22 protein-coding genes are annotated in these 20,329 nt (G+C 71.2%); 10 read left to right on the forward strand and 12 right to left on the reverse strand.

What is annotated here, in order from left to right; translation table 11 throughout:
• The first annotated feature begins 28 nt into the window (after window positions 1-28).
• Entirely contained in the window at window positions 29-595 is a 567-nt protein-coding gene (locus tag JOD60_RS09235; protein ID WP_076690357.1) for a LemA family protein, read from the forward strand.
• Window positions 596-599: 4 nt separating this feature from the next.
• A complete protein-coding gene (locus tag JOD60_RS09240; RefSeq protein WP_076690358.1) occupies window positions 600-1,487 on the forward strand; it encodes a M48 family metalloprotease in 888 nt (295 codons plus the stop codon).
• A 42-nt stretch (window positions 1,488-1,529) separates the two neighbouring features.
• Here JOD60_RS09240 and JOD60_RS09245 read toward each other — a convergent pair whose 3' ends face one another.
• Entirely contained in the window at window positions 1,530-2,813 is a 1,284-nt protein-coding gene (locus tag JOD60_RS09245; protein ID WP_232321734.1) for a winged helix-turn-helix domain-containing protein, read from the reverse strand.
• Between the two features lie 125 nt (window positions 2,814-2,938).
• Here JOD60_RS09245 and JOD60_RS09250 point away from each other — a divergent pair, with 125 nt between their 5' ends.
• Both JOD60_RS09250 and ilvA read left to right on the forward strand, forming a co-directional pair.
• Window positions 2,939-4,144 carry an AI-2E family transporter gene (locus JOD60_RS09250; protein WP_076690359.1) on the forward strand — a complete coding sequence of 402 codons (1,206 nt, stop codon included), beginning with the start codon at window positions 2,939-2,941 and terminating at the stop codon, window positions 4,142-4,144.
• Entirely contained in the window at window positions 4,141-5,367 is a 1,227-nt protein-coding gene (gene ilvA, locus JOD60_RS09255; protein WP_076690360.1) for a threonine ammonia-lyase, read from the forward strand. Before JOD60_RS09250 ends, ilvA begins: the two co-directional genes overlap by 4 nt.
• Window positions 5,368-5,382: 15 nt before the next feature.
• On the opposite strand, the gene greA is transcribed toward ilvA, so the two are convergent.
• Together greA and JOD60_RS09265 are read right to left on the reverse strand one after the other, a co-directional pair.
• Window positions 5,383-5,871: a transcription elongation factor GreA gene (gene greA / locus JOD60_RS09260; protein ID WP_076690361.1), complete on the reverse strand. Its 489-nt coding sequence runs from the start codon at window positions 5,869-5,871 to the stop codon at window positions 5,383-5,385.
• 118 nt (window positions 5,872-5,989) lie between these two features.
• Entirely contained in the window at window positions 5,990-6,394 is a 405-nt protein-coding gene (locus JOD60_RS09265; protein ID WP_076690362.1) for a DUF4307 domain-containing protein, read from the reverse strand.
• 62 nt (window positions 6,395-6,456) lie between these two features.
• Between JOD60_RS09265 and JOD60_RS09270 the strand changes: the two genes are divergently transcribed.
• Complete coding sequence (locus JOD60_RS09270; RefSeq protein WP_076690363.1) at window positions 6,457-6,750, forward strand: hypothetical protein; 294 nt, start codon at window positions 6,457-6,459, stop codon at window positions 6,748-6,750.
• Between the two features lie 28 nt (window positions 6,751-6,778).
• On the opposite strand, the gene trhA is transcribed toward JOD60_RS09270, so the two are convergent.
• The gene (trhA, locus tag JOD60_RS09275) at window positions 6,779-7,480 is read right to left on the reverse strand and encodes a PAQR family membrane homeostasis protein TrhA (RefSeq protein ID WP_076692142.1); all 702 of its coding nucleotides are present in this window, start codon (window positions 7,478-7,480) and stop codon (window positions 6,779-6,781) included.
• Between the two features lie 120 nt (window positions 7,481-7,600).
• On the opposite strand from trhA, the gene JOD60_RS09280 reads away from it, so the two are divergent.
• From JOD60_RS09280 to phoH2, 3 genes are all read left to right on the forward strand, one after another.
• Window positions 7,601-8,386: an isoprenyl transferase gene (locus JOD60_RS09280; RefSeq protein WP_076690364.1), complete on the forward strand. Its 786-nt coding sequence runs from the start codon at window positions 7,601-7,603 to the stop codon at window positions 8,384-8,386.
• A gap of 93 nt (window positions 8,387-8,479) precedes the next feature.
• Entirely contained in the window at window positions 8,480-9,643 is a 1,164-nt protein-coding gene (locus JOD60_RS09285; protein ID WP_372430921.1) for an aminotransferase class V-fold PLP-dependent enzyme, read from the forward strand.
• A 165-nt stretch (window positions 9,644-9,808) separates the two neighbouring features.
• Window positions 9,809-11,164, forward strand: a complete 1,356-nt coding sequence (gene phoH2, locus JOD60_RS09290; protein WP_076690366.1) for an RNA 5'-3' helicase PhoH2 — start codon at window positions 9,809-9,811, stop codon at window positions 11,162-11,164.
• Between the two features lie 67 nt (window positions 11,165-11,231).
• Here phoH2 and JOD60_RS09295 read toward each other — a convergent pair whose 3' ends face one another.
• The 7 genes from JOD60_RS09295 to xseA form a co-directional block, all read right to left on the reverse strand.
• Complete coding sequence (locus JOD60_RS09295; protein WP_076690367.1) at window positions 11,232-11,888, reverse strand: response regulator transcription factor; 657 nt, start codon at window positions 11,886-11,888, stop codon at window positions 11,232-11,234.
• Entirely contained in the window at window positions 11,885-12,862 is a 978-nt protein-coding gene (locus tag JOD60_RS09300; RefSeq protein WP_232321735.1) for a sensor histidine kinase, read from the reverse strand. The genes JOD60_RS09295 and JOD60_RS09300 overlap by 4 nt, the downstream gene beginning before the upstream one ends.
• A 10-nt stretch (window positions 12,863-12,872) precedes the next feature.
• Window positions 12,873-14,270, reverse strand: coding sequence for a class II fumarate hydratase (locus tag JOD60_RS09305; RefSeq protein ID WP_076692144.1), 1,398 nt, complete (start codon window positions 14,268-14,270; stop codon window positions 12,873-12,875).
• A gap of 55 nt (window positions 14,271-14,325) precedes the next feature.
• On the reverse strand, window positions 14,326-14,970 hold the full coding sequence (locus JOD60_RS09310) for a carbonic anhydrase (RefSeq protein WP_076690368.1): 645 nt from the start codon (window positions 14,968-14,970) through the stop codon (window positions 14,326-14,328).
• Entirely contained in the window at window positions 14,967-15,611 is a 645-nt protein-coding gene (locus tag JOD60_RS09315) for a DUF4245 family protein (protein WP_076690369.1), read from the reverse strand. The genes JOD60_RS09310 and JOD60_RS09315 overlap by 4 nt, the downstream gene beginning before the upstream one ends.
• The gene (locus tag JOD60_RS09320) at window positions 15,611-15,832 is read right to left on the reverse strand and encodes an exodeoxyribonuclease VII small subunit (protein ID WP_076690370.1); all 222 of its coding nucleotides are present in this window, start codon (window positions 15,830-15,832) and stop codon (window positions 15,611-15,613) included. The genes JOD60_RS09315 and JOD60_RS09320 overlap by 1 nt, the downstream gene beginning before the upstream one ends.
• 69 nt (window positions 15,833-15,901) lie before the next feature.
• On the reverse strand, window positions 15,902-17,197 hold the full coding sequence (xseA, locus tag JOD60_RS09325; protein WP_076690371.1) for an exodeoxyribonuclease VII large subunit: 1,296 nt from the start codon (window positions 17,195-17,197) through the stop codon (window positions 15,902-15,904).
• A gap of 132 nt (window positions 17,198-17,329) precedes the next feature.
• On the opposite strand from xseA, the gene JOD60_RS09330 reads away from it, so the two are divergent.
• Entirely contained in the window at window positions 17,330-18,319 is a 990-nt protein-coding gene (locus JOD60_RS09330) for a 4-hydroxy-3-methylbut-2-enyl diphosphate reductase (RefSeq protein ID WP_076690372.1), read from the forward strand.
• Window positions 18,316-18,984 carry a DUF6264 family protein gene (locus tag JOD60_RS09335; RefSeq protein ID WP_232321737.1) on the forward strand — a complete coding sequence of 223 codons (669 nt, stop codon included), beginning with the start codon at window positions 18,316-18,318 and terminating at the stop codon, window positions 18,982-18,984. Before JOD60_RS09330 ends, JOD60_RS09335 begins: the two co-directional genes overlap by 4 nt.
• A 171-nt stretch (window positions 18,985-19,155) precedes the next feature.
• Here JOD60_RS09335 and fbaA read toward each other — a convergent pair whose 3' ends face one another.
• Entirely contained in the window at window positions 19,156-20,187 is a 1,032-nt protein-coding gene (fbaA, locus tag JOD60_RS09340; RefSeq protein ID WP_076690373.1) for a class II fructose-bisphosphate aldolase, read from the reverse strand.
• Window positions 20,188-20,329 lie beyond the last annotated feature (142 nt).

The raw sequence follows: 20,329 nt of genomic DNA on the forward strand, positions 1-20,329 counted from the left end.
AAGATGAGCCTCAGTCGATGGGAGTCGTATGGAATGGCTGATCCCGGTCCTGATCGTCGTCGCGCTGGTCGTGATCGTCGGGATCTACCTGTGGGCGACGTACAACTCGCTCGTCGCGCTGAACGTGCGGGTGGACGAGGCCTGGAGTGACATCACGGTGCAGCTCAAACGCCGCGCCGACCTCCTGCCGAACCTCATCGAGACGGTCAAGGGCTACGCGGCGCACGAGAAAGCGGTGTTCGAGAACGTCACCCGTGCTCGTGCCGAGACGCTCACCGCCGAATCTCCCGCCGCGGCCGGAGTGGCCGAGGGGCACATGCAGCAGGCGCTGAAGTCGCTGTTCGCCGTCGCCGAGGCCTACCCGCAGCTGCAGGCGAGCCAGAACTTCCTGCAGCTGCAGCAGTCGGTCGTCGACACCGAGGACAAGATCCAGGCGTCGCGCCGGTTCTACAACGGCGGCGTCCGCGAGCTCAACACGAAGATCAAGGTGTTCCCCAACAACCTCTTCGCGCGCAACCTCGGCTTCCACGAGCGCGAGTTCTTCGAGGTCGTCGACGGCGCGGCCATCGCCGAGCCGCCGCGAATCCAGTTCTGAGCGCATGTACTCCGCGATCGCGCGGAACAAGCGCAACACCTGGCTGATTCTCAGCGGCTTCGTCGTCGTGCTCGGCCTCATCGGCCTCGCGGCGGGGTGGCTCGCCGGCAACAACTGGTGGGTCACCGCGTTCGTCCTCGTGGGCGCTGCCGGTTACGCCACCGCGCAGTACTTCCTCGCCGACCGTGAGGCCATCGCCCTCTCGGGCGCGCAACCGGTCACGCGTGAGGAAGCGCCGCGCTATTACCGTCTCGTCGAGAATCTCTGCATCACGACGGGAACCCCCATGCCCGCGCTGTACGTCGTGGACGACCCGGCGCCGAACGCGTTCGCGACCGGCCGCACGCCCGACAAGGCCGCGATCACCGTGACCACCGGCCTGTTCGAGATCATGACCGACCGGGAGCTGGAAGGTGTGCTGGGTCACGAACTCGCACACATCCGCAATTACGACATCCGCGTCTCGCTCGCCGTGTTCGGACTCGTCGTCGCGGTCGGACTCGTCGCCGACCTGCTCATGCGCTTCGCCTTCTTCGGCGGTGCCCGGCGCGGGGGCAACAACCAGACGCAGGTGCTCTTCCTCGTCTTCGGACTCGTGGCGGCGATCGTCGCGCCGCTGCTGGCCGGTGTCGTGCAGGCATCCATCTCCCGCCAGCGCGAATACCTCGCCGACGCGACGAGCGCCCTGACGACCCGCGACCCCGACGGCCTCGCGTCCGCCCTCGGCAAGCTGGGGGAGTACGGCAGACCCCTCGCGAAAGCCAACACGTCGATGGCCCACCTGTGGATCAGTGACCCGTTGCGCCCCGGCGCGGTGTCACGGCTGTTCGCCACCCACCCGCCGATCCCGGACCGCATCGCGCGGCTGCAGCACATGGGCGACCGATTCTGACGGGGTGCGGGGTCTCCTCTGCGCGCTGACCGGCCGGGCGGGTCAGCGACCCGTGGCGCGCTCGTGGCGGACGGCGCCCAGGGCGCCGGCGACCTCGTCGGCGGCGTCGCCCCACCGGCCCACCGAGACCGATTCCAGGCCCTGCCAGCGCGCCGCATCCCGCAGGGCCGCCCCGATGCGCTCGACCGCGTCGCGCGGGTGCGGCGCCCCCGCCGCCGGCCGCTCCCACCACGCCGACTGCACGAGCAGGGTCGACCGCCCGCGGTCGGCCTTGAGGTCGACGCGTCCCACGAGGTCGTCGTCGATCAGCACGGGGAGGCTGTAGTAGCCGAACCGACGCTGGGGGGCGGGCGTGTAGATCTCGATCCGGTAGTCGAAGTCGAACAGGCGTGCCGCGCGGTCGCGGAACCACACGACAGGGTCGAAGGGCGTGAGGACCGTCGCCGCCTCGATCCGGCGCGGCAGGACGGCATCGCGGTGGCGCCACGCCGGCAGCGGCCGACCCGCGCGCTCCCACCCCGCGACGTGCACGGGTTCCACCTCGCCCGCGTCGGCGAGATCGGCGAGGGCGTCGAGGACGGCGGCGCGGTCGCGGATGCGCCAGTAGTCGGCGAGGTCGGATGCCGTGGCCACCCCGTAGGCGCGCGCCGCGCGGCGCACCAGCTCGCGGATCGCGTCCGCGCGCGGCACCTCAGCGCGCGCGTCGTCGCCGATCACCTGCTCGGCGAGCGCGTAGACGCGCTCGAACCCGCGCCGGCCCGCGATCGCGACCTCACCGAACAGCCAGAGGTGCTCGAGGCTGTTCTTCACGGCATCCCAGTCCCACCACGGACCCCGCGGCACCCGGCGCAGCTCGTGGTCGAACTCCGCCGGGCGGAGCGGTCCGCGCGCGGCCAGCTCGTCGCGCACCCACTGCACGATCGCGGCGTGGTGGTCGACGAACCCGTCGGTGCCCGGACCGTACTTCTCGCGCATCGCGCGCATGCGGAACGCGAACAGGCCCCAGTCCCGGCGCGGGATGAACGCCGCTTCGTGCGCCCGGTACTCGGTGAAGGCGGAGCGGCGCGCCATCAGCATCCGGTCGAGGCGGTCGGCGTCATAGGCACCCAGTCGCGAGAACAGCGGGAGATAGTGCGAGCGGGCGAAGACGTTGACCGAATCGATCTGCAGCGCGGCCATGCGCTGCAGCGTGCCCGCGAGCAGCCGTGGCCCGGGCGGTGGCGCGTCGGCGGCCGGGCGGGCACGCCCGAACCCCTGCGCTGCGAGGGCGATCCGGCGCGCCTGCGCGCGGCTGAGCACCGGGACGGCGGAGCGGAAGGCGGGCACGCGCCTCAGCCTACGCACGGCCGCCGACACGCCGGCGGTGCCCGCCGGCGGCCGCCGGTGCGCGCCGCCGGTGACCCCGGCATCCCACACCCGGCACGGAATATGCGGCGTCCTAGACTGGCGGGATGAGCGGCTCCGGCGACAAGGCGAAGGACACCGATCGCGGCACGTTCCTCGACGCGATCCGCAATCGCACCGTCACGACCGAGATCGACGCGAGTCTGCCGCGCGGCCTGCGGGTCGCCACCGCGTACGCGTGGCGCTTCGTCGTTCTGGCGGTGGCCGTCGGCATCCTGATCTGGCTCGTCATCCAGCTGAAGCTGCTCGTGATCCCGCTGCTGGTCGCGCTCCTGGTGACGGCCCTGCTGTGGCCGGCGTTCAGCTGGATGCTGCGCCGCGGCGTGCCGAAGTGGCTCGCGATCGTGGTGTCGGTGCTCGGCACGATCGCGATCGTCGGCGGCCTCATGTGGCTCGCGGTCTGGCAGATCACGCGGCAGTGGGCGAGTGTGCGCGACCGCACCGTCGAGTCCGTCGCGCGCCTGCGTCAGTACCTCATCGATGGACCGCTGCACCTCACCTCCACGCAGATCGACGACCTGCTCAGTCAGGCGGGGGCCTTCCTGCAGCAGCAGGTCGAGCTGCTCTGGTCCGGCGCCCTCGTCGTCGGCTCCACCGTCGGCCACGTCGTCACCGGCGCCGTGCTGGCCCTGTTCATCCTGCTGTGCACCCTCGCCGACGGCGCCGGCATCTGGCGGTGGGTCGTGCGCCTGTTCCCGCGGCGTGCGCGCGCCGATGTCGACGGCGCCGGCCGCGCCGGGTGGCGCACCGTCGTCACCTATGCGCGCACGCAGCTGCTCGTGGCGACCATCGACGCGACGGGCATCGCGCTGGGCGCGTTCCTGCTGCAGGTGCCCCTCGCGATCCCGATCGGCGTCCTCGTCTTCCTCGGGGCGTTCGTCCCGTTCGTCGGAGCCGTGGTCACCGGCGCCCTCGCGGTCTTCCTCGCGCTCGTCTACAACGGGCCGTGGATCGCGCTGTGGATGCTGGTCGTCGTCCTCGCGGTGCAGCAGATCGAGGGGCACATCCTGCAGCCGCTGCTGATGGGATCGGCCGTCAAGGTGCACCCCCTCGCCGTCGTGCTGGTCGTCGCCGGCGGTGCGATGATCGCCGGCATTCCGGGCGCCCTGTTCGCCGTGCCGCTGGCGGCTTTCGTCAACGTCGTCGCCGTCTATCTCGGGCGCCGCCGGGACGGCGTCGGGCCGCCGGTCTCGCCCGAGGACGTCGATCTCATCTGGAGCACCGTGCCCCGCAGCAGGAGGACCCCCGCGTGAACATCCCGACCCTGGCGGAGTTCGAGGACGCCGCCGCCGTGCTCGACGGTGTCGTCGTCAAGACCCCGTTCGACGTCTCCGAGCACCTCACCGAGGTGCTGGGAGCGCCGGTGTACCTGAAGCTCGAGAACCTGCAGCGCACCGGATCCTTCAAGATCCGCGGGGCGACGTACCGGCTCTCGCGCCTGACGGCCGCCGAGCGTGCGCGCGGTGTCGTCGCCGCCTCGGCCGGCAACCACGCGCAGGGCGTCGCGCTGGCGGCGCAGAAGCTCGGCATCCCCGCGACGATCTTCATGCCGCTGGGCGTCCCCGTCCCCAAGCTCCTCGCCACCCGCGGATATGGCGCCGAGGTGATCCTCGAGGGCGCGACCGTCGAGACGCCGCTGCGGCTGGCCGCCGAGTTCGCCGAGCGCACCGGCGCCGTGCTCATCCACCCGTTCGACCACCGCGACGTCATCATCGGGCAGGGATCCCTCGGCCTCGAGCTGTGGGATGCCGTGCCCGAGCTCGACACCGTCATCGTCGGCATCGGCGGGGGAGGGCTCATCGCGGGCGTCGCTGCGGCCGTCAAGGCCCGCGCCGCCGCGGCCGGGCGCACCGTCCGCGTGATCGGCGTGCAGGCGGCGAACTCCGCCGCCTACCCGTCATCGCTCGCGGCGGGGGAGCCGCTGACGGTGGAGACCTCGCCGACGATCGCCGACGGCATCGCCGTCGCCCGACCCGGCGACATCCCGTTCGAGGTGATCAGCGAGCTGGTCGACGAGGTCGTCACCGTCACGGACGACGACATCGCCCGAGCGCTCCTGGTGCTGCTGGAGCGCGCGAAGCAGGTCGTCGAGCCGGCCGGTGCCGTCGGCGTCGCCGCGATCCTCTCCGGCAAGGTCACCGCGACCGGTCCGACCGCGGTGATCCTGTCCGGCGGCAACATCGACCCCCTGCTGCTGCAGCGTGTCGTCGCGCACGGACTCGCGGCATCCGGTCGCTACATGACCCTGCAGATCCCGTTGCCGGATCGACCCGGCCAGCTCGCCCGGGTGTCGGAGCTGCTGTCGATCGCCGGAGCGAACGTCATCGAGGTGTTGCACACCCGGCATGGCCAGGGCCTGCAGATCAGCGAGGTCATCCTGCAGCTGAGCGTCGAGACGCGCGGTGAGGAGCACCGCGCGCACGTCATCGGCGTGCTCGAGGAGGCGGGCTTCCACCCCCGCGTCGTGCAGGACTGACCTCGCCCGGTCGGGTCACTGCCCGTTGTAGGTGTCGACCTTCATGATCTCGACGGCGATCTCGCGGCCGTTGGGCGCGGTGTACGAGGTCTTCTCGCCCTCGGCGAGGCCCAGGATCGCCGCACCCAGCGGCGACGCCTCGCTGTAGACGTCGAGCTCGGATCCTGCGGCGATCTCGCGGCTGCCGAGGAGGAACACCTCTTCGCCGCCGGCGACGATCGCGGTGACGACGGTGCCGCTGCGGACCGTGCCGTCGGACTCCGGCGCCTCGCCCACGACGGCCTCCTTCAGCAGCTGCTGCAGGGTGCGGATGCGGGCCTCCTGCTTGCCCTGCTCGTCCTTCGCCGCGTGGTAGCCGCCGTTCTCCTTCAGGTCGCCCTCTTCGCGCGCCGCCTCGATGCGCTTGGCGATCTCCTCGCGTCCCGTTGTCGACAGGTGCTCCAGCTCGGCGGCGAGCCGGTCGTAGGCGTCCTGGGTGAGGAAGGTCTCCGTGTTCTCGGGCACGTCGTCTCCTTGGTCGAGTCGGGTCGAGTCTCATGGACTCGTCCGGGCCGCATCGCGCCGCCCGGGGTGTAAGCCAAACGCCCCGGCAGCAGCCAGGGCGCGTGTATGTCGGATCAGCCTACGGGATCCAGCAGGAGGGCACCAAACCGGTCGTCGCCTCCGCCGTCGTCGGCACCGTCTCGCTGAACCGGCGGGTGTGGGCGGGGTCGGCGGGGTACTCCACGACGCGCCAGCCCACGATGCCGTGCTCGGTGTCCTGCGCCTCGATGATGCACGTCACCGGCTCACCCTGCCGCAGCGTCACCTGGAAGTCGACGGTCACGCGGTGCTCGTCGACGAGATGGAATCCCGTCACGTCGATGTCCACGGCATCCGTCGTCTGCGCCACCGTGGTCCAGCCGAGGTAGCCCACGACGGCGACGGCGACGGCGCCGACGCCGATCCAGGCCCAGCGGCGACCGCGGCTGCCGCGGGCGCGGCCGTAGCGATCGTCGAGCTCCTGCTGGGTGCGGGTGAGAGTCATGGCATTCCCGAGGTTCTAGGCTGGACTTCCAGGCTATGCGCTCTGCGCGGAACTGAGGAACGATGCCCGAACTGCCGCTCGCCCTGGTGCGCGCCGCCACGGCGACGCCGTCGCCCACCCCGACCTACGACCCCGACAGCATCACGCCGGGGTTCGCCGGATTCGTCGCGATCGCGCTGCTGGCGGTCGTCGTCATCTTCCTCATCATCGACATGCTCCGCCGCATCCGCCGCGCGGGCTACCGCGCCGAGATCCGCGAAGAGCTGGATGCCGAGGAGGAGGCCGCCCGGCAGGCGGAGGAGGCCACCCGGGCCAGCGACGTCGACGATCAGGACATCGACCCGCAGCAGCGCTGAACGCGCGGCGGCGACGCGCGCCGCGTGTTCAGGAGGCGCCGAGCGAGGGCCGGAGCGGGTCGAGCGCGATCAGCAGGCACGCCGTCCAGTGGCAGAGGAAGGCCAGCACGGTGCAGACGTGGAAGATCTCGTGGAACCCGAAGTGGCCGGGCCACGGGTTCGGCTTCTTCATCGCGTAGACGATCGCGCCGCCGGTGTAGAGCAGGCCGCCGACGATCACGAGGATCATCATGGCGAGGTTCGCGTTCATCAGGTCGACGAGATACATCACCGCCGCCCAGCCGAGCAGCAGGTACAGCGCCACGTAGAGCCAGCGCGGCGCATGGATCCAGAAGACACGGAACAGGATGCCGGCGAGCGCGCCCGACCACACCAGTACGAGCAGCAGCGTCCCCTTGCCCGGTGGCAGGGCGAGCACGGCGATCGGGGTGTAGGTGCCCGCGATCAGCAGCAGGATGTTGGCGTGGTCGATGCGCTTGAGCACCGCCTTCGTCGTCGGCCCCCAGTCGAACCGGTGGTACAGCGCGGAGTTGCCGAACAGCAGCAGCGAGGTCGCCATGAACACCGCGGCGGCCCACTTCGCTGCCGCGCCCTCGGCGACGACGATGAGCACGATCCCGGCGACGATCGCAACGGGGAAAGTACCGGCGTGGATCCAGCCGCGCCAGGTCGGCCGCAGGTCGACCTGCGCGCTGACGGACGCGGCTTCGAGAAGGGGAAGCTGGGGCATCTCGGCGCCCTCGTCGTGCGTGGCTCGGGTCACGGCATGAGCATACGCCGGGGTGCATGCCCGGGCATGCACATACGCCGTCCCGGATCGGCACGCGCGTCGGCGCGATAGCGTAGGGGCGTGACAGCGACCGGCGCGGGCGAGGGCAAGGGCTTCCTGTATCGCCTCTACAGCTCACGGCTGCGCCGCGCGCTGACCCCCGAGACGGTGCCGCACCACGTCGCGATGATGATCGACGGCAACCGCCGCTGGGCGCGGCAGTACGGCTTCGCGACCGTCGCCGACGGGCACCGCGCCGGCGCCGCCAAGATGCACGAGTTCCTGCGCTGGTGCGATGACCTCGGCATCCGCGTGGTCTCGCTGTATCTGCTGTCCACCGACAATCTGCGCAAGCGCGATTCGCAGGAGCTCGCCGACCTCATCGAGATCATCGCCGAGCTCGCCGACGAGCTCTCCCACGAGCCGGGCTGGCGCGTGCAGCACGTGGGCCGCGACGACATCCTGCCGCCCGACCTCGCGCGCGTGCTCCGGACCGCGGAGGACCGCACCGCGGGCAACACCGGCCTGCACGTCAACCTCGCCGTCGGCTACGGAGGACGCGGTGAGATCGTCGATGCCGTGCGGAGCATCATCGCGCAGCACCAGCAGAGCGGCGGCTCGTTCGAGGACCTTGCCGCCAGCCTCACGCCCGAGCAGATCGGCGAGCACCTCTACACCGGCGGGCAGCCCGATCCCGACCTCGTCATCCGCACCTCGGGTGAGCAGCGGCTGAGCGACTTCCTGCTGTGGCAGTCGGCGCACTCGGAGTTCTACTTCGTGGAGGCCCTCGGCCCCGACCTCCGCGAGGTGGACTTCCTGCGCGCGATCCGCGACTACGCGACGCGCGACCGCCGTTTCGGCGGCTGATCGCGGCTTCGTCGCCCCTCGCTTCGCCACGGGCGGCGGGGCGTCGCCCTCCGCCGCCCTCCCTGATGCGCGCGGAGTGAAACAATGGCAGGCGTGAGTGAACTGGAACCGCTGATCGAGACGTTCGACGCCGCCGCCGGATACCTCGACTGGGCGGCGTTCGGCCCGCTCTCTCCCGCGGTGCGCGCCGAGATGAACGCCGACGCGGCGCTCCTCGGCACCGGTCGACGCACCGGCATCGACCTCGTCGCCTCCCGCGTGGACGAAGCCCGCGAGCTGGTCGCGACGGTCCTCGGCTGCGCCGCCGACGAGGTCGTCCTGCAGCCCTCGACGACCCACGGTCTCCTGCACGCGATGCAGGGCCTGACAGGGGCGGTGGTCGTGTCGGCGCAGGAGTTCCCCGCCCTGCGCATCACCGCGCGCCGCGCGCAGGACGCGCGGGGCCTGCTGACCGTGCGCGAGATCGACCCCGCCGACGGCATCGTCACCGTCGACGCGGTCGCCGAAGCCCTCACCGACGACGTCACCGCCGTCGCGGTCAGCCTTGTCGACTTCCGCACCGGAGCCCTCGCCGACCTGTCGGGGCTGCGCGAGCTCATCGGCGATCGCCTGCTCATCGTCGACGCCGTGCAGGCCTTCGGCGTCGTGGATGTGGACTGGGCGGCCGCCGACGTCGTGTGCGGCAACGGGTACAAGTGGCTGCGGGCCGGTCGCGGCACGGGATTCTCGCGCTTCTCGGACCGGGCGCGCGAGCGCATCGAGCCCGTGCTGTCGGGCATCTCCGGAATGCAGGGCGACGCGGCCACGACGGGCTTCCCGCCGCCGCTGCCGACGGCCGGCGCGTACTCGATCGCGCCGAGCGACCCGCTGGCCGCGTCGCGTCTCGCGGTGGCCGTGCGCGATGTGGTCGATGCCGGCATCCCCGCCGTCGCGGCGGAGCTGCGCGCGCGGGCACAGGACGTCATGAACCTCGCCGACCGCTACGGCGTTCCGGTGCTCACGCCTCGCGACCGGCACGCCGGCATCGTAACGCTGCTGCCGGATCCGCAGGACGCAGCTCCCCTCGCGGCGGCTCTCGCCAACCACGGGGTCACGGTCACCGCCCGCGGCGCCACCATCCGGGTGTCGCCGCACATCGGCACCGGTGCCGACAGCCTGCAGCTGCTCGGCGACGCGCTAGCCCAGGTGGCGACGACGCGCGTCGTCGTGATCGACGCGCCCACCGGCGAACTCGATCTCGGCGCTCTCGAAAGTTAACGTCCCCGTCATCTCCGCGCGGCGTGTCGCGGATGCTGCCGACCCCCGGGCGGACGTACGTTCATCACATCGGGCAAGGCGCCCGGTCGGGTCGGCCTTCCACTGACTCGTGGCTCACGGCCGACTCGAGATTTCCGGGTGAGACCCCCGGGGCGGGAGCGGGTTGTGACCACACGAGCACCACAGCAGCAGCGGCAGATCCAGCGGCACGACGCGGACTACGCCGATGAGGACCTCCGCACCTACGTGCTGGACACGTCGGTCCTGCTGAGCGATCCCCGGGCCTTCTTCCGGTTCGCGGAGCATTCCGTCGTCGTCCCGGTCGTGGTGGTGACCGAGCTCGAGGGCAAGCGGCACGACCCCGAGATCGGCTACTTCGCCCGTCAGGCGCTGCGCCACCTCGACGAGCTGCGCGTGGAGCACGGCCGCCTGGACTTCCCCGTGCCCGTCGGCGACGGCGGCACCCTGCGGGTCGAGCTCACCAACACCGACCCGACGGTCCTGCCCGCCGGCATGCGGCTGGGCGACAACGACACGCGCATCCTCGCCGTCGCCATGCATCTCGCGCAGGAGGGGCAGGAGGTCACCGTCGTCTCCAAGGATCTGCCGATGCGCGTGAAGGCCGCATCCCTCGGCATCCACGCGGAGGAATACCTCGCCGAGCAGGCCGTCGACAGCGGCTGGACGGGCATCGCCGAGATCGACGTGTCGGGCGACGAGATCAGCGATCTCTACGAGAGCGAGGTCGCCGCCGGTGAGGAGGTCAAGGGACTGCCCGTGAACACCGGCCTCGTCATCCACTCCGAGCGGGGGTCGGCCCTCGGGCGCGTCACCGGCGACGGCGAGTACCGCCTGGTCCGCGGCGACCGCGACGTGTTCGGGCTGCACGGCCGCTCGGCCGAGCAGCGCATCGCGATCGACCTGCTGCTGGACCCCGAGGTCGGCATCGTGTCCCTCGGCGGGCGCGCCGGCACTGGTAAGAGCGCGCTCGCGCTGTGCGCGGGTCTGGAAGCGGTGCTGGAGCGGCAGCAGCAGAAGAAGATCATCGTCTTCCGGCCGCTGTTCGCCGTCGGCGGGCAGGAGCTCGGCTACCTGCCCGGCGACCAGGCCGAGAAGATGAACCCGTGGGGTCAGGCGGTCTTCGACACCCTCGGGTCGGTCGTCTCGGGCAACGTCCTGGAGGAGGTCGTCGCCCGCGGACTGCTCGAGGTCCTGCCGCTCACCCACATCCGCGGCCGCTCGCTGCACGACGCGTTCGTGATCGTCGACGAGGCGCAGTCTCTCGAGCGCAACGTGCTGCTGACGGTACTCAGCCGCATGGGGCAGAACTCGCGCGTGGTCCTCACCCACGACGTCGGCCAGCGCGACAACCTGCGCGTCGGTCGCCACGACGGCATCGCGTCGGTCATCGAGACCCTCAAGGGCCACGGCCTGTTCGGGCATGTCACGCTCACGCGCTCCGAGCGCTCGGCGATCGCGGCGCTCGTGACCGACCTGCTGGAGCAGGGGGAGCTCGGCTGACCCGCTGTGGCCCCGGGGCGTCGGCCTCGGGGCCACAGCCCTCGCGGTTACTGCCTCGGGGTGGGGACTACTCCCAGCGGTAGCCCTCGCCGCGCACCGTCACGATGTGGTCGGCGCCGAGCTTCGTGCGCAGATACCGGACGTACACGTCCACGACGTTGGATCCGGGATCGAAATCGAGCCCCCAGATGCGGCTCAGCAGCTCCTCGCGGGTGAGCACCGCGCCGGGGTGGCGCAGGAACTGCTCCGCGAGGGCGAACTCCCGTGCCGACAGGTCGATCTCGCGACCCGCGACGGTCGTGCGGCGGGCGAGGATGTCGAGGGTCACCTCGCCCTGCGTCAGGATCATCGTGATGGCGCCGGTGCGCTCCCGCAGCCGCGACCGCACGCGGGCCATGAGCTCGGCGACCGAGAACGGCTTCGGCACGTAGTCGCTGGCCCCGGCATCCAGCCCGTCGACGGCGTCGTGGGCCGAGCTGCGCGCCGTGAGCATGATGACCGGCAGCGTCTCGCCCGCGGCGCGGAGGTGGCGCAGCACGTCGAAGCCGTCCATCGTGGGCAGGCCCACATCGAGGATCATGAGGCCGATGTCGCCGGCGAGCGCGCGGTCCAGCGCAGCCTGGCCGTCGTCCGCGTCGACGGTGTCGAAGCCCTCGGCGCGCAGCGCCCGGGTCACGAGGGAGACGATGTGCGGTTCATCGTCGACGACGAGGATGCGGGTCATCCAGAGGCCTCTCGCTGCAGAACGACGTCGCCGGCACGCACCGGCGTCGGGAGGGTCGCTCGGGTGCCGATCGGGATCTCCACCGTGAACGTAGCACCGCCGCCGGGGGTGTCGGCGACGATGCACCGCCCGCCGTGCGATTTCGCGATGGCATCGACGATCGCGAGCCCCAATCCCGACCCGCCGACGGTGCGGCGGCCGACGCCGCGGTCGAAGCGGCGGAAGATGCGATGGCGCATCGCGGGAGGGATGCCGGGGCCGTGATCACGCACCCACAGTTGCGCTCCGGAGGGGTACACGGCGCTGCCGAGCTCGATGGGCGTGCCGGGAGCGGTGTACTTGGCGGCGTTGTCGGCGAGCTGCAGCCACGCCTGCAGCAGCCGATCGCGGTCGCCGCGGATGACGCCCTGCGCGGTCTGTTCCACGGCCCAGTCGTGCCCTGGGATCACGGCGACCATCTCGGCGATGCGCTGCGTGAGGCCCGTGAGCTCCACGTCGCCGATCGTCAGCTGGTCGGTTTCGACGGTGGCGAGCAGATCGATGTCGCCGATGAGGCGGGTCATGCGGTCGAGTTCGGCGATGCCGAGCGCCCGGATCGCGGCGACGTCCTCGGGGTCGGTGGGATTCATCACCTCGAGGTGGCCGCGCACGATCGTGATCGGGGTCTTCAGCTCGTGCCGCACGTCGTCGAGCAGGCGCCGGTGGGCGTCGAACGACCCCTCCGCGGTGTCGGCGGCGGGGACGTCGGCGAGCAGCGTCCACCCGACGACTCCGATGACGGCGAGCGTGATCACGGCGGATGCCGCGAACACCGCCACTCCGGCCCACGACAGCGGAAACGCGGTCAACGCGTGCAGCACGAGCAGCGCCAGCGCGGTGACCGCGAACCCCGCCGCCACGACGGCGAGCAGGAGCACCAGCGTGCGCACGCGCCGCGCCGGAACGGCCCGTGTGGTGCTGGCGGTGCGGTTCACTCTCCGATTATCAACCCGGGTGGGTCATCGACAGCAGATCGAGCTTCTCGTCGAGCTGCGCCTCGGTCAGCTCGCCCCGCTCGACGTAGCCGAGGTCGATGACCGCCTCGCGCACCGTGATGCCCTTCGCGACGGCGTGCTTGGCGATCTTCGCGGCCGCCTCGTAGCCGATGAGCTTGTTCAGCGGGGTCACGATCGACGGCGACATGCCGGCGAACGCGGCGGCGCGCTCGGTGTTGGCGACGAGGCCGTCGATCGTCTTGTCGGCGAGCACCCGCATCGCGTTGGACAGGAGCCGGATGGACTCCAGCAGTGCGGTGCCCATGACGGGGATCGCGACGTTGAGCTCGAACGAGCCCGACGCGCCCGCCCAGGCGACGGTCGCGTCGTTGCCGATGACCCGCGCGCACACCATCAGGGTCGCCTCGGGGACGACCGGGTTCACCTTGCCGGGCATGATCGAGGACCCGGGCTGCAGGTCCGGGATGTGCAGTTCGCCGAGGCCGGTGTTGGGGCCCGAGCCCATCCAGCGCAGGTCGTTGTTGATCTTGGTGAGCGAGACGGCGATGGTGCGGAGGGCACCGGATGCCTCGACGAGACCGTCGCGGTTCGCCTGCGCCTCGAAGTGGTCCTTCGCCTCGGTGATCGGCAGCTCGGTCTCCGCGGCGAGCAGCTCGATCACCTTCTGCGGGAAGCCGAGCGGGGTGTTGATGCCGGTGCCGACGGCGGTGCCGCCGAGGGGAACCTCGCCGACGCGGGGGAGGACGGCCTGCACGCGCTCGATGCCGAGGCGGATCTGGCGGGCGTACCCGCCGAACTCCTGGCCGAGGGTGACCGGCGTCGCGTCCATCAGGTGCGTGCGGCCGGACTTCACGGCATCCTTCCACAGCTCTGCCTTCGCCTCGAGGGCGACGGCGAGGTGGTCGAGCGCCGGAATGAGGTCGTCGATGAGGGCCTGCGTCACCGCGATGTGCACGGACGTGGGGAAGACATCGTTCGACGACTGCGACGCGTTGACATGGTCGTTGGGGTGCACGGTGGCGCCGAGGTGCTGCGTCGCGAGGGTGGCGAGCACCTCGTTCATGTTCATGTTCGAGCTCGTGCCCGAGCCGGTCTGGTACGTGTCGACCGGGAAGTGCGCGTCGTAGCGGCCGGTGATGACCTCATCCGCCGCCCAGGCGATGGCGTCCGCGATCGCGCCGTCGAGCGTGCCGAGCTCCTTGTTGGCCAGGGCGGCGGCCTTCTTGATGCGGGCGAGCGCGGCGATCTGCGTCGACTCCAGGCCCGTGCCCGAGATGGGGAAGTTCTCGACGGCGCGCTGGGTCTGCGCGGCGTACAGCGCGTCCTTCGGGACGCGCACCTCTCCCATCGTGTCGTGCTCGATGCGGTAGTCGGCGGTGTCGGTCATGGCGGTCACGTCCTCGTTTCCTGGTGGCTGCGGGTGCAGTGCGGGTGTCGGCGGGTCAGGCGTCGAGCCCGACCATCACGTGGGGGATGGCCCGGCCCTCGCTCAGGCGGTAGTTGGCGCCCACGATGGCGAGGCGCCCGTCGGCGACAGCGTCGGAGATGAGCCGGGAGCTGGCCAGCACGTCCTCGATCGTGTTGCCGAGGTGCTCGATGCCGACGTCCTCGGCATCGAGCGACCGCGGGTCGATGGCGTCGCTCGCGCGCAGGACGGTGCGGGCGGCGGGCACGATCTTGGCGATGAGGCGCCAGATGTGCGGCGGGAGTTCGGGGGAGTCGATCGCCGTGGAGTCGATGGCGGCGCGCACGGCACCGCATTCGTCGTGGGCGAGGACGATGATCACCGACACGTCGAGCACCGCGACGGCGTACTCGAGGCTGGCGATCGCGGAGTCGGACGCCACCTGGCCGGCGTTGCGGACGACGAACAGGTCGCCGAGCCCCTGATCGAAGATGATCTCCGCCGCCAGTCGCGAGTCGGAGCAGCCGAACAGCGCGGCGCGGGGGGTCTGCGTGTGTGCGAGCTCGGCGCGACGGTCGACGTCCTGACGCGGATGCCGGGGCGCGCCCGTCACGAAGCGCTCGTTGCCCTCGCGCATCTCGGCCCAGACGCTCGCGGGGGTGGGGCGCACGGCATCGGTCATCGGGTCTCCTCCCGCAGGTCGCGGATCTGGTCGGCGACACCCTCGGCCGCTGTCGCGGCCGTGTCGGCGTCGGTCGCGCCGTAGATCAGGACGACATCGCTCCCGGCATCCGTCGAGATCGCATACGACACCGTGTCGGAACGTGCCGATGAGGCGATCGTGTATTCGTCCCACTCGATGCCGTCGATGTTCACCGTGCCGGTCGGCGCGAATCCGCCGAGGATGCGAGATGTCCACGCGTCGGCGTCGGCGTCGGCCGACTGCCCGATGCCCTGCGCGATGCGGATGTAGCCGGTCTTCGGTGCGTACACGACGCGCCACATGCTGCTGCCCTCCAGCCGCGCGGAGTTCGCGCGCCAGCTGTCCGGCACCGTCGGGACGAGGACGGGGTGGCCGATGGATGCCGACGCGCTCTCCGCCGCTGCGGCGACGTCGACCGGCTCCGGCTCGGGCAGGGATCCCCGGGGGACGCCGAAGTACACCACCGCGACGATCGCCACCGTCACCAGCAGAGCGGTCACGAAGTTGCGGAAGGTCTTGCTCTGGCGGTACGCCTGCGAGGACGCGGCCTTGCGGTCGGCGGTCTCCTGCGGGGTCTCGGGGCGACCGAGCTCGGCGACGACGCGCGGTGTCGTGGCCATCACGACGCCGTGTCCGTCGGCCGGGCGGCGTCGAGCAGACGCTTCGCGCCCAGCAGCCACTCCTCGCAGCGTGCCGCGAGGGCCTCGCCGCGGGTCCACAGCGTCAGCGAGTGCTCCAGGGTCGGGGCGCCCTGTTCGAGCTCGGCGACGACGCGCACGAGCTCGTCCCTGGCCTGCTCGAACGTGAGGTCCGCGACGTCGGCGGCGCTGTCGCTGGTCATGGCGTCCATTCTAGGCGGGAGCGGTGACGGCCCCGCCGCGCGGCAACGGCGACGTGACGTGCGCGCGCCTCACTGGTCGGCGTCGGCGCGGCCTTCGGCGACGGGACCTTCCGAACGGGCGGCGAAGGATCCCTCAGCGACGGTCACCGTGACGGCGGCGCCGGCGGGCGCCTGCGCCGCGTCGCGCACGATGACGCCGTCGCCGACGTGGGCGATGGCGTAGCCGCGGGCGAGGGTCGCGCCGGGGGAGAGGGCGCGAAGCGACGCCCGCAGCTGCGCCGACTGGCGGTCCGCGGCATCCACCCGCCGAGTGACGATCTCGCGGCCGCGGGAGACCAGCGTCCACATCTCGTGCGAGCGCGCCGTGAGCATCGACTCCGGGGTGCGCAGCACGGGGCGCGAGCGCAGCTGCTCCAGTTGGGCGATGTCGTGGGCGACGCGCTGGGTCAACCGGGTGCGCGCGCGGGCCCGCAGCTGCTGGACCAGCGCGCGCTGCTCGGCGACATCCGGGACCACGCGCTTGGCGGCATCCGTCGGCGTCGATGCGCGGAGGTCGGCGACGTCATCGAGGAGCGGGTGATCGTTCTCGTGGCCGATCGCGGAGACGATGGGGGTGAATGCCGCGGCCACCGCCCGCAGCAGTCGCTCGTCGCTGAACCCGAGGAGCGTCTGCGGGTCGCCGCCGCCGCGGGCGATGACGATCACGTCGACCTCGGGGGCGGCGTCGAGCACCTTCAGCGCGGCGATCGTCTCGGGGACGCAGCGGTCGCCCTGCACGGCGGCGTGGATCGTGCGGAACCGCACCTGCGGCCAGCGCAGCTCGGCGTTGCGGTGCACGTCCTTCTCGGCGTCGCTGCGCTCGCCCGTGATGAGGCCGATGACGTGCGGCAGGAACGGCAATCGCTTCTTGCGCGCCGGATCGAAAAGGCCCTCGGCGCGCAGCTGCGCGCGCAGGCGCTCGAGACGCTCGAGCTGATCGCCGAGCCCGGTGTGCCGCATCGCGGAGACCGTGAAGGTGAAGTCGCCCGACTTCACGAAGTAGTCGCTCTTCACGCACGCGACGACCCGGTCGCCGAGCTTCAGATCGCGCATATCGGCGGGCAGCCGCTGCAGCGTCGAGGACCACAGGCGGAAGGAGATCATGGCGTCGCCGGACGCATCCTTGAGCCGTCCGAACACGTGCCCGCCGCGGAGGTTCCACGCCGTGATCTCGCCCTCGACCCAGACCGAGCCCCACCCGGAGATGAAGCCGCGGATCGTCTCGTTCAGCCGCGACACCGACGTCGGCGCGTCGGGGGAGGACTCGCGAGGATGCACCGAGTCCGGCGGCGGAGTCTGCCCCGGGGCGGGCTCGAACGAAGCCATCGACTGCCTTTCCGCCGCGCATGCGGCCGTCGCTCAGTGTGGGCTCTCTAGAATCGAGAGGTGACCAGCACCGCGATCCGTCTTCCGACGCCCCACATTCCCGGGCCGCGCGGACGGCTTCAGGATAACCCGGTGGCCGGCGCCAAGCGGGTGCTGCTGGCGTCGCCGCGCGGCTACTGCGCCGGCGTCGACCGCGCCGTCATCGCCGTCGAGAAGGCGCTCGAGCGCTATGGCGCCCCCGTCTACGTGCGCAAGCAGATCGTGCACAACATCCACGTCGTCACCGAGCTCGAGGCTAAGGGGGCGATCTTCGTCGAGGAGGTCGACGAGGTCCCCAGCGGCGCGCACGTCGTCTTCAGCGCGCACGGCGTCTCTCCCGCGGTCGTGAACGCGGCATCCGATCGGGGTCTCCAGGCGATCGACGCGACCTGCCCGCTCGTGACGAAGGTGCACCGCGAGGCGGTGCGCTTCGCCCGCGACGACTTCGAGATCCTGCTGATCGGCCACGACGGTCACGAGGAGGTCGAAGGCACCGCCGGAGAAGCGCCCGATCACGTCACCGTCGTCAACTCGCCCGACGAGGCCGACCGGGTCGAAGTGAAGGATCCGTCGAAGGTCGTGTGGCTCTCGCAGACGACGCTGTCCGTCGACGAGACCATGGAGACCGTGCGGCGGCTGCGCGAGCGGTTCCCCGAACTGCACGATCCGCCGTCGGACGACATCTGCTACGCGACGCAGAACCGCCAGGTCGCGATCAAGAAGGTCGCGAAGGATGCCGACCTCGTGATCGTCGTGGGATCGGCCAACTCGTCCAACTCCGTGCGGCTCGTCGAGGTGGCGCTGGAGTACGGCGCACAGGCCGCCTACCGCGTGGACTATGCGCACGAGATCCAGCAGTCGTGGCTCGACGGCGTGGTCACCGTGGGTGTGACGAGCGGCGCATCGGTTCCCGAGGTGCTCGTGCAGGAGGTGCTTGCTGAGCTCTCCGGCGCGGGGTACCGCGACGTCGAGGAGGTGCGCACCGCCGAGGAGGACCTCATGTTCTCGTTGCCGAAGGAGCTGCGCCAGGACTCCAGCGGTCGTCGCGACGAGCGCGCGCTGGGGGGACGGTCGCGCGCGTGAGCGAGCAGGCCCCCCAGCCGCGACCGGCACCCGGGACGCCCGGGGCGGATGAGCGCTCGGTGACGCCCGGTGCGGATGCCGCGGCCGCCCGACCGCACGGCGCCGCGGTCCCCGCGGCGAGCACGTCGCCGGCGGCGAGCACGCTGCCCGACCGGCCGCAGTACGGCGAGTACGCCACCCCCGAGCAGCAGCGCGCCGCGATCCGCGAGCCGTTGCCGCAGGTTCCCGCCCCCGTCGCGGCCCCGCCCGCGGCGCCGGCGCATCCGCCGGCGGCGCGTCCGACGACCGCGCCGGCGCGCCCGACGCGCCCCGCCGACCGCATCATCACGGTCGCGCTGCTCGCTTACGGTCTGGTGACCGTGCTGAGCGCCGTGCCGCAGCTGTGGCACTTCACCGACTTCGCGCAGACCTGGATGCAGGTCGCCGGTATCGACGAGACGTTCACCAACACCGCGCAGGGGGACCTCTGGGGACGCATCGGTGCGGTGGTGTTCGTCGTGGGGTGGGTCGCCACCGCCGTCACGGCCTGGCGTTCGCTCGTGGCACGCCGCCTCAGCTGGTGGATCCCGCTGGTCGGCGCGATCGTCACCTTCGTGATCGCGAGCATCTGCCTGACGGTCCCGCTGCTGGGAGACCCCGCCGTCGCGAGCCACTTCGGCGCATAGCGCCCGGCGCCGCGAGGCTCGGCATCCGCCCACCTGCGCCTGCGGGACCCGGGGCAACGCGGCCCGGCATCCGCTCCCGCTCGCGGCATGCGTGCCACAAAACAGCATGCGCGCCCGAAACAATCGGGCGCGCATGCTGTTTTCGACCGCGCGAACGCGCGGCGCGCGGAATCAGGCGCTGATCGAGTGACCCGCAGAGCCCAGCTGCTGCGTGGCCTCGACGACGCGGGCGGCCATCCCCGATTCGGCGACCTTGCCCCACGCGCGCGGGTCGTAGACCTTCTTGTTGCCGACGCCGCCGTCGACCTTCAGGACGCCGTCGTAGTTGCGGAACATGAAGCCCGCGACCGAGCGCGTGAACGCGTACTGCGTGTCGGTGTCGATGTTCATCTTCACGACGCCGTTGGCGACCGCGAGCGCGATCTCCTCGGGGGTCGAGCCGCTGCCGCCGTGGAAGACGAGGTCGAGGGGCTTGGGGCCCGTGCCGAACTTCTCCGCGATAGCGGCCTGGATCTCACCGAGCAGCTCGGGGCGCAGCTTCACGTTGCCCGGCTTGTAGACGCCGTGCACGTTGCCGAAAGTCAGCGCCGCGAGGTAGCGGCCGTTCTCGCCGAGACCCAGAGCCTCGACGAACTTCGCCACGTCGGCGATCGTCGTGTAGAGCGCCTCGTTGGAGCCCTCGTGCTTGACACCGTCCTCCTCGCCGCCGACGACACCGATCTCGACCTCGAGGATCGCGTTGATGTTCTTCATGCGGGGGAGCAGTTGCTTCGCGATCTCGATGTTCTCGTCCAGCGGCACGGCCGAGCCGTCCCACATGTGCGACTGGAAGATCGGGTTGCGACCGGCCTTGACCTCTTCTTCGGATGCCGCGATCAGCGGAAGCACGAAGTCCTCGAGTGCCGGCTTGGGGCAGTGGTCGGTGTGCAGCGCGACCGTGACCGGGTAGTTCTTGGCGACCTCGGTGGCGAACTTCGCGAAGGCGATGGCGCCGGTGGCGCGACCCTTGACCGTGTGCCCGGCGAAGTAATCGGCGCCGCCGGTGGTGACCTGGATGATGCCGTCGGAGCCTGCTTCGGTGAGGCCCTGCAGCACGGCGTTGACCGACTGCGAGCTGGCGGCGTTGATCGCGGGGAAGGCGTATCCGCCCGCCTTCGCCTTGTCCAGCATCTCGGCGTACTGCTCGGGGGTTGCGACTGGCACTTCTGCTCCTGACGTTCTGCGGCGATTGCATGCCCAGCCTAGCGAAGCACGCCACCGGCCCGTGAGGGGGCCGCCGGACAAAACGCGCGCCCGGGCGGCTTGCCGACGTGGAAAGAAACGCGGTTCCTTCACGTCCGTGCCA

The sequence above is a fragment of the Microbacterium aurum genome (assembly GCF_016907815.1).
Lineage (GTDB): Bacteria > Actinomycetota > Actinomycetes > Actinomycetales > Microbacteriaceae > Microbacterium > Microbacterium aurum.